The 12,204-nt window shown below is 67.9% G+C and carries 13 protein-coding genes; 8 read left to right on the top strand and 5 right to left on the bottom strand.

The window, feature by feature from the left end; translation table 11 throughout:
* Positions 1-4 precede the first annotated feature (4 nt).
* The 3 genes from EV650_RS25240 (at position 5) to EV650_RS40720 (ending at position 3,601) form a co-directional block, all read left to right on the top strand.
* Complete coding sequence (locus EV650_RS25240) at positions 5-748, top strand: sugar phosphate isomerase/epimerase family protein (RefSeq protein WP_134121486.1); 744 nt, start codon at positions 5-7, stop codon at positions 746-748.
* A 71-nt stretch (positions 749-819) separates the two neighbouring features.
* Positions 820-2,259 carry a diguanylate cyclase domain-containing protein gene (locus EV650_RS25235; RefSeq protein ID WP_134121485.1) on the top strand — a complete coding sequence of 480 codons (1,440 nt, stop codon included), beginning with the start codon at positions 820-822 and terminating at the stop codon, positions 2,257-2,259.
* A gap of 256 nt (positions 2,260-2,515) precedes the next feature.
* Positions 2,516-3,601 carry a hypothetical protein gene (locus tag EV650_RS40720; RefSeq protein ID WP_202874887.1) on the top strand — a complete coding sequence of 362 codons (1,086 nt, stop codon included), beginning with the start codon at positions 2,516-2,518 and terminating at the stop codon, positions 3,599-3,601.
* On the opposite strand, the gene EV650_RS25225 is transcribed toward EV650_RS40720, so the two are convergent.
* Genes EV650_RS25225 through EV650_RS25215 form a run of 3 tightly spaced genes read right to left on the bottom strand, consistent with a single transcriptional unit; the run spans position 3,582 to position 5,143 of the window.
* Positions 3,582-4,061: a GNAT family N-acetyltransferase gene (locus tag EV650_RS25225; protein ID WP_134121484.1), complete on the bottom strand. Its 480-nt coding sequence runs from the start codon at positions 4,059-4,061 to the stop codon at positions 3,582-3,584. The genes EV650_RS40720 and EV650_RS25225 overlap by 20 nt on opposite strands.
* A gap of 54 nt (positions 4,062-4,115) precedes the next feature.
* A complete protein-coding gene (locus EV650_RS25220; protein WP_134121483.1) occupies positions 4,116-4,916 on the bottom strand; it encodes a Fic/DOC family protein in 801 nt (266 codons plus the stop codon).
* Complete coding sequence (locus EV650_RS25215; protein WP_134121482.1) at positions 4,913-5,143, bottom strand: antitoxin VbhA family protein; 231 nt, start codon at positions 5,141-5,143, stop codon at positions 4,913-4,915. Before EV650_RS25215 ends, EV650_RS25220 begins: the two co-directional genes overlap by 4 nt.
* A gap of 166 nt (positions 5,144-5,309) precedes the next feature.
* Between EV650_RS25215 and EV650_RS25210 the strand changes: the two genes are divergently transcribed.
* Positions 5,310-6,890, top strand: coding sequence for an alkaline phosphatase D family protein (locus EV650_RS25210; RefSeq protein ID WP_134121481.1), 1,581 nt, complete (start codon positions 5,310-5,312; stop codon positions 6,888-6,890).
* Here EV650_RS25210 and EV650_RS25205 read toward each other — a convergent pair whose 3' ends face one another.
* On the bottom strand, positions 6,891-7,637 hold the full coding sequence (locus EV650_RS25205; RefSeq protein WP_134121480.1) for an SDR family NAD(P)-dependent oxidoreductase: 747 nt from the start codon (positions 7,635-7,637) through the stop codon (positions 6,891-6,893).
* Positions 7,638-7,723: 86 nt separating this feature from the next.
* Here EV650_RS25205 and EV650_RS25200 point away from each other — a divergent pair, with 86 nt between their 5' ends.
* The 4 genes from EV650_RS25200 to EV650_RS25185 all read left to right on the top strand — a co-directional run bounded on the left by EV650_RS25200 (position 7,724) and on the right by EV650_RS25185 (position 11,392).
* Positions 7,724-8,569 carry a helix-turn-helix transcriptional regulator gene (locus EV650_RS25200; RefSeq protein WP_134121479.1) on the top strand — a complete coding sequence of 282 codons (846 nt, stop codon included), beginning with the start codon at positions 7,724-7,726 and terminating at the stop codon, positions 8,567-8,569.
* A gap of 75 nt (positions 8,570-8,644) precedes the next feature.
* On the top strand, positions 8,645-9,520 hold the full coding sequence (locus EV650_RS25195; RefSeq protein WP_134121478.1) for an aldo/keto reductase: 876 nt from the start codon (positions 8,645-8,647) through the stop codon (positions 9,518-9,520).
* A 172-nt stretch (positions 9,521-9,692) separates the two neighbouring features.
* Complete coding sequence (locus EV650_RS25190) at positions 9,693-10,793, top strand: LLM class flavin-dependent oxidoreductase (RefSeq protein ID WP_134121477.1); 1,101 nt, start codon at positions 9,693-9,695, stop codon at positions 10,791-10,793.
* A complete protein-coding gene (locus EV650_RS25185) occupies positions 10,790-11,392 on the top strand; it encodes an FMN reductase (RefSeq protein ID WP_134121476.1) in 603 nt (200 codons plus the stop codon). The genes EV650_RS25190 and EV650_RS25185 overlap by 4 nt, the downstream gene beginning before the upstream one ends.
* On the opposite strand, the gene EV650_RS25180 is transcribed toward EV650_RS25185, so the two are convergent.
* Positions 11,378-12,157: a TetR/AcrR family transcriptional regulator gene (locus tag EV650_RS25180; protein WP_134121475.1), complete on the bottom strand. Its 780-nt coding sequence runs from the start codon at positions 12,155-12,157 to the stop codon at positions 11,378-11,380. The two genes, EV650_RS25185 and EV650_RS25180, sit on opposite strands and share 15 nt — an antisense overlap.
* Positions 12,158-12,204 lie beyond the last annotated feature (47 nt).

The following is a 12,204-nucleotide window of genomic DNA, read 5'->3' as shown; positions in this document are numbered from 1 at the left end:
CTGTATGACTATCCCCGCCAACGGGATCGGGATGCACCTCTACACCATGCGGGACGTCCTCGCCGAGGACTACCCGGGGACGCTCAAGCGTCTCGCCGACATCGGTTATCGGACGGTCGGCGTGAGTGGGCGGTTCGACCACAGCGCCGAGGAGATCCGCTCGTTCGCGGACGATGCCGGGCTGAAGATCGTGCTCGAACACGTCGGGTACGCGCGGATGAGTGACAACTGGGCCGGCGCGCTGGCCGACGTCAAGACGCTCGGCGCGCAGTGGGCCGTCGTACCGTCGATTCCTGCCGAGCTGCGTTCGGTCGAGGGCTACAAGACCGCGGCGGCCGCGTTCACCGAGGCCGGCAAGGCGGCGCGGGACGCTGGGCTGAAGCTGCTGTTCCACAACCACGGCCACGACTTCGACGAGGTCGACGGGCAGGTGCTGTACGACATCCTGCTGGGTGTTGACCCCGAGCTGCTCGGGTTCGAGCTGGATCTGTACTGGGCGGTCGACGGCGGGCACGACCCGGCGAAGCTGTTCCAGGAGAACCCCGGCCGGTTCCCGGCGTTGCACGTGAAGGACATGGCCGAGGACGGGTCGTGGGAGGACGTCGGGGCCGGGAAGCTGGACTTCGGCGCGATATTCGAGCACGCCGAAGCGGGTGGCGTGGAGCAGTGGCTGGTCGAGCACGACAAGCCCACGGACGCCTGGAAGTCGGCCGAGCGCAGCTACCGGGGCCTCGCAGAGTTCCTGTGACAACAAACGCTTAACCGGGTCAGTGTGGATACGCCTGCTCACCGGCGGTGAAATCGGCCTATTCTCGACAAGTGCAGAACGAGCCCACGGTCCGGCTGTCCGCCGTCCGTCGCCTGTACGAGGTGAGCGCCCGGATGGGCGCTGGGCGAAGCCTTGCCGAAACCCTGCAGGCCGTCGTCGACGGGGTGGTGAACGGGCTCGGATTCGGGATCGCCGTACTGAACCTCCGGCATCCGGACGGCAAGTTCGAGGTGATCGCCGTGACCGGGTCGCCGGAGGCCCGGGAGGCGCTGCTCGGCCGGGTCAGCGCGCAGGACATCTTCGACAGCGAGTTCGCGATCGCGGACGAGTGGGGCAAGCTCCGGTTCGTGCCGCACGAGCGGCTGCCCGAGGGTGAGGTCGTCGGCTGGGTGCCCGACGTACCGGTGTCCGACGACCCGGGCGCCTGGCACCCGCTCGACGCGCTGTTCGCGCCGCTGTACTCGTCCGACGGCGAGCTGGTCGGGATGCTCTCGGTCGACCTGCCCGAGGACCAGCGGCGGCCGGGACCGGTTCACCGGGAGCTGCTGGAGATCTTCGCCACCCAGGCCGGGCTGGCGATCGACAAGGCCCGGCTGGCCGACCAGCTGCTCGCCGAGAAGACCCGGCTGGAGGCCAGCGAAGAGACCTTCCGGCTGGTCTTCGAGGGCGCCGGGAACGGGATGGCGACGATCGGCTTCGACGGCCCGGACCGGGGCCTGGTCCTTCAGGTGAACGATGCCTTCTGCCGGATCACGGGGTACGACGCCAACCACCTGGTCGGATCGCGGCTGGCCCAGTTCCTCCGCGACGAGGAGCCCGACTCGACCCGGCAGGACCTCGAAGACGTTGCCGCTGGCAACGGAACGTACCGGTTCGAGCGGGTCTTCACCCAGCCGTCCGGGAACGCGATCTGGCTCGGCGGTACGGCGGCCATCGTCGAGCAGGGCGCCGACCGGCCCCGGATCCTGCTGGTCCAGATCGACGACGTGACTGCCCGCAAGGACGCCGAACGCGAACTCCGCCACCACGCCGCCCACGACCCGCTCACCGGCCTGCCGAACCGGCGACTGCTGCTGCACCGGTTCAACACGGTCCTGGAGCGGACCCGGCGAACGGGCCGGCCGGGCGCGCTGCTGTTCTGCGACCTGAACCACTTCAAACTCGTCAACGACGGCTACGGCCACGAAGCCGGCGACCGCGCCCTCCGCGAGATCGCCACCCGCCTGACCACAGCCGTCCGCCACGGCGACACCGTGGCCCGCCTCGGCGGCGACGAGTTCGCCGTACTCGCCGAAGACATCGCCGACGACGACCTCGCCACCCTGATCGCCCGCCTCGAAACCGCCGTCAGCCAGCCCCTCCCCAACATCGCCGTACGGGTAACCACCAGCGTCGGCACCGTCCCCATCACCCCCACCACCACCGACCTCGAAACCCTCCTCCACCAGGCCGACCAAGCCATGTACGCAGCCAAAAACCGCCGCCCGTAGGCCCCACGCGGTGCTACGCGCCGCTCCCACCCACCCATCGCTTAGCGCGCCACTTGGCGCTTATCGCGCGTGACCGCCTCGCGCTACCGCCGGCTCGTGGAGAGTGAGCGGGATGTGGTGAGGCCGCTCCACCAACTGTGTGAGCCCCTCGCACCAGCCGACTCCGCCGAACTGCACGAAGCTGCAGCTCATCCGCCTTGAAGCCGGCGTGCGCATGTGATTCAAATAGGTCCCATCGACTTCTGGGGGGATCGACGTGCGCACCTTGATGTCCGGACCTGCGTGGGTGGCCTATGCGCAGATCTACGTGGAGAGTGCGGACAACTCCGCCGGCCTCGGTGAATGCTTTGGTGGGCAGCGGAACGGGCTGTGCGGTGCGGCAGTGCCCGGGATGCTGTTTCTGATCACCGGGATGCACACCGGCGACGTCGGCTTCACAGTCGAGTTGCACGACGAGATGCCCTCGGTCGAGTACAGCGCCGAGGAGGTCGTCGAGGCGTCGTACCGGCCGATCGGTGACGCGGTGTTGATGACCTGGGCGGGAGACGGTGGGTCGTGGCCGCTGGATCTTGAGCCGCAGGTGGACTACCGCGTCCGGTACTCCGCCTGGGGGATGGGCGCCGGTCACCAGGCCGGGCCGCCGATGGACGGCGAGCCGTTGGTGGACCGGTACCTGCTGCAGTTCTGGCCGGCGCGACCCGCGCCCGATCGGGTGGTGAAGGAGACCAGCGGGCAAGCTGCGTACTGGCATAAGGTCGCCCGCGAGCAGCCGACGCCTGCTCAATTCGCCGAGCTGAAGCAGGAGAAGGCGCGGCAGGCCGAAGAGCAACGGGTTGCCGAGCGGGCGGCGGCTTGGGGTGGGGCGTTGCCGAGTGAGCGGATCGAAGGAGCCACGTTCGGCCGGGAACTGTCGGCGCTGGACCGGGCTTTGGTGGACGTGCTCGAGCAAACCGACGCGCAGACCTTGCGCTCGATGGCTCGGTGGGCGGCTCGACGCGCGTGCGAGCAGGCCGGGTACGGCGGCAACGAGCGGACCGCCGGCGTCCTGGATCGCATGGACCGTGGCGCCGACTGGCTCGAGACGCTCAACGGGCCGCCGCGACCGGTCGAGCCGGGGACGGAGCAGCGCACGACCGTCCACCGGTTCGTCACCCGGCAACATGGGTGGTTCGACGATCGCGACGCCTTCGACAACACCACGACCGTGGTATCCGCCACCTTCAACGAGGATGCGTTCAAGGCTGCGGTCGAAACGATCTGGCTGGCGACGGGGCCGTTCGAGGACAAGGCGCGGCTGCTCGCCGAGTTGCGCGAGCGGTTTCTTACGAGCCCAGCTTTGTGAGGGCTTTGTCGGTTAGGCGGTAGATGGTCCAGTCGTCTTGGGGTTTGGCGCCTAGGGACTCGTAGAAGTTGATGGCGGGGGTGTTCCAGTTGAGGACGGACCATTCGAGGCGTTCGTAGTTGTTGTGGACGCATTCTTGGGCGAGGGCGGTGAGGAGGGCTTTGCCTAGGCCGGTGCCGCGGGTTTCGGGGCGGACGAAGAGGTCTTCCAGGTAGATGCCGTGGACGCCGCGCCAGGTGGAGAAGTTGAGGAACCAGATCGCGCAGCCGGCGACCTCGCCCTCGTGTTCGGCCACGTGGCAGAAGACCGCGGGGTTGTCTCCGAAGAGGGCGGTCTGCAGCTGGTCCGCGGTCAGGTGGCACTCCTCGGGCGCACGTTCGTACTCCGCCAGCGCGTACACGAGCTCCACGAGTGCCGGGATGTCCTCCGGCCGGGCACGGCGAATCCGTTCGTCGGTCATACCGCCCATCCTGCACCGGCAGCCGGTTCGCCGATCAAGCACCGGCGGTCCGGGTCAGTCGTCGCGTTCGGTGTCCTGGTCGGCTTCCTGGGCGACGGCGTACGTCTCCGGTCGCTCGCCCATTCCCGCGTCGCCGTTCGGTCCGTCGACGTCCACGCCGGCGTACGTCGAGTTCTGCAGGTGCAGCGCTGCCGCCAGCTCCGAGTCGGGCCGCAGTACCGAGCCCCGCTCGACGGTGAGCTTGTCGAAGACGGCGTACATCTTGCTCGGGTCCGGATCGGTGCTCTTCTCCAGATCCTCTGGGTATGACGCGCTCGACGCCTCGTTCCACTCGTCCTTCTCCACGCGGTCGAAGTCGAGCCGGTACGGCGACATCTCGGACACGTGACTGATGAACACCTTGGCGGAAGCACCGTTGCCCTCGCGGAACGGATGGGTGAGGTTCTGGTAGCTGTAGACCTCCGCCATGCCCTCGACGAACTCCTCCCGCGACATCGTCGACCAGTCCTTGTCGTTGATCTTCGCGGCGACCTTGCCGGTCCATTTGTCCAGCAGCTCGGCCGGCACGAACGGGTTGCCCCGCTTGGAGATGTCGACGTCGCGGAACTGCCCGGCCCAGTCGTACACGTCCTGGAACATGTGCTTGTGGATCGCCTGCAGGTGCGCCTTGTCGTAGGTGCGCGGGATGTCGACCTCACCGCGATCGATCTCGCCCTGCCGGACCGCCCGCAACCGATACTCGGCGACGGGCAGCTCGAACGGGTTCTTGATGCCGAGCTTGTTCCGCAGGCAGCCGCCGGGCTCCCAGAAGTACGCGTTCCAGCGTTGCTTCTCCGGGGAGACCTCCTCGGTCACACCGGGCCGCCGCCGGTCACCTTCGCCATCGTCCGGCGGATGTACTCCGCGGTGTCGATCCGGCCGAGCTCACGGTCGACCAGGTCGGCGACGTCGTCGCGTTGTGGTTCCCAACCTTCGAGCCGGTTGTTCGACAGCGCGTCGCTGACCCGCTGTTTCTGGTCGTCGTCGAGCGGTTCGAACAGGTCCGGCCAGCGCTGGGCGTAGCGGCACGGTTCGTAGGCCATCAGTCAGCTCCCCGAGTAGCTAGCAATCGGGTCAGCGTAGCGAAACCATCGTCGTACCGTTGATTGCTGTTAATTTCCCGGTCAGACTAGTTAACCTCCTAGCCAAGTCACAACTGAACACTGACAGCGCTTTCCCCCACCTGACCGCCCTTCATCTGGAGGAACCATGTCCGTCTCCCGCCGCCGCTTCCTCGGATACGGGGGTGCGGGCTCCGCCGCCGTACTGCTCGGCACCGGGGTCTGGGATGCCTCGACCACGTACGCCGCCCCGTCCGGCACCGGCAACCCGTTCACGCTCGGGGTCGCTTCGGGCGATCCGCAGTACGACGGTGTTGTCCTGTGGACCCGGCTCGCGCCCGATCCGTACGCCGTCGACGGGAAGGGCGGGATGCCCGCCCGGCCGGTCCGGGTCGAGTACGAGGTCGCCCACGACGAGAACTTCCGGCACATCGTCCGCCGGTCCAGCGTTATCGCGACACCAGAGCTCGGCCACTCGGTCCACCCGGAGGTCCACGGCCTGCTGCCTGACCAGGTGTACTACTACCGCTTCCGCACCGGCCGCGAGGTTTCGCCGACCGGCCGGACCCGGACCACGCCGCACCCGCTGACCACGCCGCGCGACCTGCGGTTCGCCTTCGCGTCCTGCAACGCCTGGCAGGACGGGTACTTCACCGCGTACGACCACATGGCTCAGGAGGACCTGGATCTCGTCGTCCACCTCGGCGACTACATCTACGAGTCCGGCGTCAAGACGAACAAGCGTGGCGTGACGACCGACCCGCGGTTCCACACCGAGACGTTCGACCTGGCGCGGTACCGGCTGCAGTACTCGCTCTACAAGACCGAGGTGCCACTGCAGGCCGCGCACGCCGCGCACGCGTGGATCCACACCTTCGACGACCACGAGGTGGAGAACAACTGGGCCGGCGACATCTCTCAGACCGACACGGAGCCGGACCAGGACCCGGCGGTGTTCCGCGCTCGCCGGGCCGACGCGTTCCAGGCGATGTACGAGAACCTGCCGGTGCGGCACGCGCAGATGCCGTCCGGTCCGGACATCCGGTACCACCGCCGGCTCCCGTACGGCCGGCTGGCGGACTTCACCATTCTCGACACACGCCAGTACCGCAGCGACCAGCCGTGCGGCGACGGTGACTCGTCCAGCTGTGACGACCGGTTCAACCCGGACAACACGATGCTCGGCGGCAAGCAGCGCGCCTGGCTGCTGGACGGGTTCCGTCAGTCGAAGGCCCGCTGGCAGGTGATCGGCAACCAGACCCCGATGGGCCAGACCGACTGGACGCCCGGTCCGGAGACTCACGTCTGGCTGGACCCGTGGGACGGTTATGTTGCCGAGCGCAACAAGGTGCTCGCGGCCGCGCAGGACAGCGGCGTCCGCAACCTGGTCGTCATCACCGGCGACCGGCACCAGAACTACGCCCTCGAACTCAAGCGCGACTTCGCGAACCCGGACTCGGCCACGGTCGGCACCGAATTCGTCGGTACGTCGATCACCAGCGGCGGCAACGGCGCCGACATGACCGACCAGGGCCAGCAGTTCCTCGAGGCAAACCCGCACCTGAAGTTCTTCAACTCCCAGCGCGGGTACGTCCGGGTCACCGTCGACCAGAAGCAGTGGCGCTCGGACTTCCGCGTCGTACCGTTCGTCGAGACGCCCAATGCCTCGGTCAGCACGCGAGCGACGTACGTCGTCGAGGACCGCCGCCCGCACGTCCATTCCGCCTGACTAAACGCCCAGGCCGCCGTCGACGCGTAGTACAGCACCGGTCACGTACGACGCCCGGTCGCTGAGCAGCCAGGCGACGGCCTGGGCAACCTCGCTCGGATCCGCGCCGCGGCCGAGCGGGGTCCGGGCGTTCAGCGCGTCAATCACACCTGGCGTCGCGCGGTCCCAGTCCTGCAGCATCTCGGTCATCGTGGTGCCGGGCGCGATCCCGTTGACCCGGATGTTCTCGGGGCCGTACGTGATCGCGGCCGACTCCGTCAGACTGTTCACGGCCCGCTTCATCGCGCCGTACGCCGGAAGCGCGGGATTGCCGGCGAAGCTGCCGACGCTGGAGGTGTTGACGATGCTGCCGTGGCCGGCGGTGGCCCGGATCGCGCCGACCTCGGCCACGATCGCGGACCACACTCCGCGCAGGTTCACGGCGTACACCTGGTCGAAGTCCTCCTGGCTGAGCCCGTCCATCGGGCCTGGTGGCTGACCGATGGCGCCGTTGTTGAAGGCGGCGTCCAGGCGTCCATACTCCGTTACTGTCTGATCGACCGCGGCGCGGACAGAGTCGGGGTCCGCCAGGTCGCAGACTGTATAGGCCGCGTCGAGCTCCTTCGCGACAGCGGCGATCTCGGTCTCGGTCCGGGACGCGAGCATCACTTGAGCGCCCTCGGCGGCGAACAGTCGAGCAGCCGCGGCACCGATCCCGCGACCGGCCCCGGCGATGAAGATCACTTTGTTTTCGAGCAGTTTGTCCATGGCATCGAGCCTGTGCGCCGCGGGTGCGAGTAACCAGACACCAGTAGTACCTGGCTAAACCGCAGCGGCGAGGCAGACTGGATGACGTGGACAAAGGAGAGCTGGCGGCATTCCTGCGCAGCCGACGGGAGCGGGTGAACCCGTCGGACGTCGGCCTGCCCGCCGGTCGACGACGCCGTACGCCGGGACTCCGCAGGGAGGAAGTGGCTCAGCTGGCGTACATCTCCACCGAGTACTACACGCGACTCGAACAGGCGCGTGCGCCGCATCCGTCGAGCGAGGTGCTGGCCGGACTGTCCCGGGCACTCCGGATGAACGATGCCGAGCGCAACTATCTCCACCACCTGGCCGGCGTACCACCGGTGCGACCGGTCGGACCGCCACGTGAGGTCCGGCAGAGCATCCTCGATCTCCTCGACCGGTTGCCGAACGCGGCCGCGGTCGTCCTGTCGGCGTCGTACGAAGTGATCGCCTGGAACCATCTGGCCACCGCGCTGATGGAGGACTTCTCGGTCCGCTCCCGGCGCGACCGGAACCTGATCCGACGGGCGTTCCTGACCGGCGATGTCGGCCACGTGTACTCCGTCGCGGATGCCGAGCGCTTCGCCCGCAGCTCGGTCAACCACCTGCGATCGACCGTGGCGCGCTACCCGGACGATCCCGAACTCCGCGAACTGGTCTCGGACTTGCTGGCCGGCAGCCCCGAATTCACCCAACTCTGGGAAGCCCGCGAGATCGCCGCCGAACCGACCCTGTGCAAGTCCTTCCAGCACCCGCTCGTCGGCCTGGTCACGGTGAACTGCGACGCCCTCGCGATCCCGGACCGCGACCAACAGGTCATCATCTACACCGCAACCCCCGGCTCTCCGTCGGAAGAGGCGCTCCAACTCCTCGCGGTGGTCGGCACGCAGCGCCTCGACCTGCCGGGCTGATTAAGCAGTCGCAGTACTCACTGTGTGCGGATATTCCTGTTGGAATTGTCGCCACGGGCGCGGGACGTTGGATGTATGGCAACTGACACGAACAAGACCCGCCGGATCGGTGACGTCGAGGTATCCGCGATCGGACTCGGCGGGATGCCGATGTCGATCGAGGGGCGGCCCGACGAAGCCCGCTCGATCGCGACCATCCACGCCGCGCTGGACGCCGGGATCACGCTGATCGACACGGCCGACGCGTACCACCTGACCGCGACCGACGACGGCCACAACGAGAGCCTGATCGCCAAGGCGCTGGCGTCGTACGGCGGTGACACCTCGAACGTGCTCGTCGCCACCAAGGGCGGCCACCTCCGTCCGGGCGACGGAAGCTGGACGCTGGACGGTTCGCCCAAGCACATCGCGGAGGCGGCCGAGGCCTCGCTGAAGCGGCTCGGAGTGGAGGCGATCGGGCTGTACCAGTTCCACCGGCCCGACCCGAAGACGCCGTACGCGGACTCCATCGGCGCCATCCGCGACCTCCTCGACGCCGGCAAGATCCGGATGGCCGGTATCTCCAACGCGAACGTTGCCCAGATCGAGCAGGCCAACGAGATCCTCGGCGACCGGCTGGTCTCGGTGCAGAACCAGTTCTCCCCGGCCTTCCGGTCCAGCGAGGACGAGCTCGACCTCTGCGACGAGCGCGGCATCGCGTTCCTCCCGTGGTCCCCACTCGGCGGCATCTCCCGCGCCGGCGACCTCGGCGCCAAGCACCCCGCCTTCCACACCCTCGCGGCCGAGCTAGGCGTCAGCCCCCAGAAACTCACCCTCGCCTGGATGCTCGCCAAGTCCCCGGTCGTCATCCCGATCCCCGGCTCCAGCCGCCCGGAAACCATCCGCGACTCGTACTCCGCCGTGGACCTGCAACTGACCCCCGACCAGGTCGCCGTACTCGACGCAGCCTGAGCCGGACCGCAGGCACTCACCAAACTCACTGAAAGCCGCGCCGATCCTGCACGCTGAGCGTGCAACGGGATCGGCGCGGCTGTTTGATGAGTGGCTCACGTCCGCCCGGAATGACTCGCCAGGGGCGCGCGTTGTGTAGTTTAATAGTGAACTACTTAGGCGAGGAGGACGGATGCAGTTCGGTGTGTTCACCGTGGGTGACGTGACCGAGAACCCGACGACCGGGACGACGGTCAGTGAGGGTGAGCGGATCAAGTCGATGGTGGCTATTGCGCTCAAGGCCGAGGAGGTCGGGCTGGACGTGTTCGCGCAGGGCGAGCATCACAACCCGCCGTTCGTGCCGTCCTCGCCGACGACCCAGCTCGGGTTCATCGCGGCGCAGACGTCGAAGATCATCCTGTCCACCTCTACGACGCTGATCACGACCAACGACCCGGTGAAGATCGCTGAGGACTACGCGATGCTGCAGCACCTGGCCGACGGCCGGGTGGACCTGATGATGGGGCGCGGCAACACCGGTCCGGTGTATCCGTGGTTCGGGCAGGACATTCGCAACGGAATCGCGCTCGCCGTCGAGAACTACGCGTTGCTCCGTCGGCTCTGGCGTGAGGATGTCGTCGACTGGGAAGGCAAGTTCCGTACGCCGCTGCAGGGGTTCACGTCGACCCCGAGGCCGCTCGACGACGTACCGCCGTTCGTCTGGCACGGCTCGATCCGGTCACCCGAGATCGCCGAGCAGGCGGCGTACTACGGTGACGGGTTCTTCCACAACAACATCTTCTGGCCGATCTCGCACACCAAGCAGATGATCGAGCTGTACCGCCGGCGCTTCGAGCACTACGGGCACGGCGCCGCCGACCAGGCGATCGTCGGGCTCGGCGGTCAGATCTTCATGCGGAAGAACTCGCAGGACGCCGTCCGCGAGTTTCGGCCGTACTTCGACAACGCGCCGGTCTACGGGCACGGTCCGTCGCTGGAGGACTTCAGCCGCGAGACGCCGTTGACGGTCGGTAGCCCGCAGCAGGTGATCGAGCGGACCCTGTCGTTCCGGGAGCACTTCGGTGACTACCAGCGGCAGTTGTTCCTGATGGACCACGCCGGGTTGCCGTTGAAGACCGTGCTGGAGCAGCTGGACATCCTCGGCGAAGAGGTCGTTCCGGTACTGCGGAAGGAGTTCGCGGCACTGAAGCCGGCACACGTACCGGACGCGCCGACGCATGCTTCACTGAAGGCCGCGGCTGAGCGGGCGCGCGAGCTGGAGACGATCGAATGAACGACAAACTGATTGCCGTGGTGACAGCCGGGCTGACGACACCTTCGTCGTCCCGGCTGCTCGCCGACCAATTGTCGGCCGCAGCCGCGGATGAGTTGTCCGGCCGCGGGATCACCTCCCGCGTCGAGACGATCGAGGTCCGCGATTACGCCCACGACCTGACCAACAACCTGCTCACCGGATTCCCGTCGGCCGAGCTCCGCGAGGTCCTCGAGACGGTGACCGCGGCGGACGCTCTGATCGTGGTCAGCCCGACGTTCAGTGCGTCGTACTCCGGTCTGTTCAAGATGTTCTTCGACGTACTCGACGACAAGGCGCTCGCCGGCAAGCCGGTCCTGCTGGCCGCGACGGGTGGCACCGAGCGGCACTCGCTGGTCCTGGACTTCGCCCTCCGCCCGCTGTTCGCCTACCTGAAGGCGCTGCCGGTCCCGACCGGGGTGTACGCCGCCTCGACCGACTGGGGCCCGAACGCCGCGAGCCTCCGCCCCCGCATCACCCAGGCGGCCGGCGAACTCGTCGCCGCCCTCCAGCACGAGACTCCGACCCAGGCGGACCCGTTCGCCAACCCGACCCCGTTCGAGGATCTACTCAACGGCTGATCGCTCCGCGATGAGCAGGCCGACGCCGTCGAGGATCCGGGTCAGGCCGAAGCTCAGGGCGTGACCCGGGTCCATCGCGGACTGGAAGTGCTCGCCGACTGACGTGCCGACGCGGCCGGCCAGGCGGAAGCGGTCGGCCGCGCCTGCCATCACGGAGGCCAGGGTCGGGGAGATACCCGTCCACCACTCCTGATCGGACAGCCCTGACTCGCGCTGCGAGCGGAGCTGTTCGGCCGCCGCGCGTGCAGTGCCCAGGACATGCGTAAGGACCAGAGCGAGCACCGAGTCCATCTCGACATCACTCAGCCCGAGGCCGTCCAGGGGACGTAGCTCAGCTTCGTACTTGAGCGTGATGTTCGGCCCGAGCGCGTTCCGGGCGGCCGGGACCTCGTGGATCCACGGATGCGCGGTCAGCACCTCCCAGTTGCGCTGGGCAATGAATTCGAGCGCGCCCCGCCAGCCGCCGGGCTGCTTCGACGGCTCGTCCGGGTCCGCGTACAGGTCGCCGTACACGCGGTCGAACATCAGGTCGGTGAGCTCGCCCTTGCCGGGGACGTGCGTATAGAGCGACATCGTGCCGACCTTCAGGCGCTCGGCGACCATCCGCATCGAGAGCGCCTCGAGGCCGTCGGTGTCGGCGAGCTCGACCGCGGCGTCGACGATCGCGCGCACGGTCAGGCCGGAGCGGCCGGGTTTGGCGTGACTCCCCCAGAGCAGCGCCAGACTGCGCGCCGGATCGGGCGCAGCCGCCTTCCTTCCCGCCACCGGAACCTTCTTCCACCACTCGTCGTTGAAGGCATCGTACCTGAGCC

The organism is Kribbella kalugense, from assembly GCF_004365875.1.
GTDB lineage: Bacteria > Actinomycetota > Actinomycetes > Propionibacteriales > Kribbellaceae > Kribbella > Kribbella kalugense.
The sequence above is the reverse complement of the archived record's forward strand: the minus strand, read 5'-3'. Positions and strand labels throughout refer to the sequence as shown.

What these genes read in the sequence shown, in the direction of transcription:
- EV650_RS25240 (WP_134121486.1), top strand. Translation starts at nt 5, where the DNA reads ATGACTATCCCCGCCAACGGGATCGGGATGCACCTCTACACCATGCGG.
- EV650_RS25225 (WP_134121484.1), bottom strand. Translation starts at nt 4,061, where the DNA reads ATGACCGACGAACGGATTCGCCGTGCCCGGCCGGAGGACATCCCGGCA.
- EV650_RS25215 (WP_134121482.1), bottom strand. Translation starts at nt 5,143, where the DNA reads ATGGCCTACGAACCGTGCCGCTACGCCCAGCGCTGGCCGGACCTGTTC.
- EV650_RS25210 (WP_134121481.1), top strand. Translation starts at nt 5,310, where the DNA reads ATGTCCGTCTCCCGCCGCCGCTTCCTCGGATACGGGGGTGCGGGCTCC.
- EV650_RS25205 (WP_134121480.1), bottom strand. Translation starts at nt 7,637, where the DNA reads ATGGACAAACTGCTCGAAAACAAAGTGATCTTCATCGCCGGGGCCGGT.
- EV650_RS25195 (WP_134121478.1), top strand. Translation starts at nt 8,645, where the DNA reads ATGGCAACTGACACGAACAAGACCCGCCGGATCGGTGACGTCGAGGTA.
- EV650_RS25190 (WP_134121477.1), top strand. Translation starts at nt 9,693, where the DNA reads ATGCAGTTCGGTGTGTTCACCGTGGGTGACGTGACCGAGAACCCGACG.
- EV650_RS25185 (WP_134121476.1), top strand. Translation starts at nt 10,790, where the DNA reads ATGAACGACAAACTGATTGCCGTGGTGACAGCCGGGCTGACGACACCT.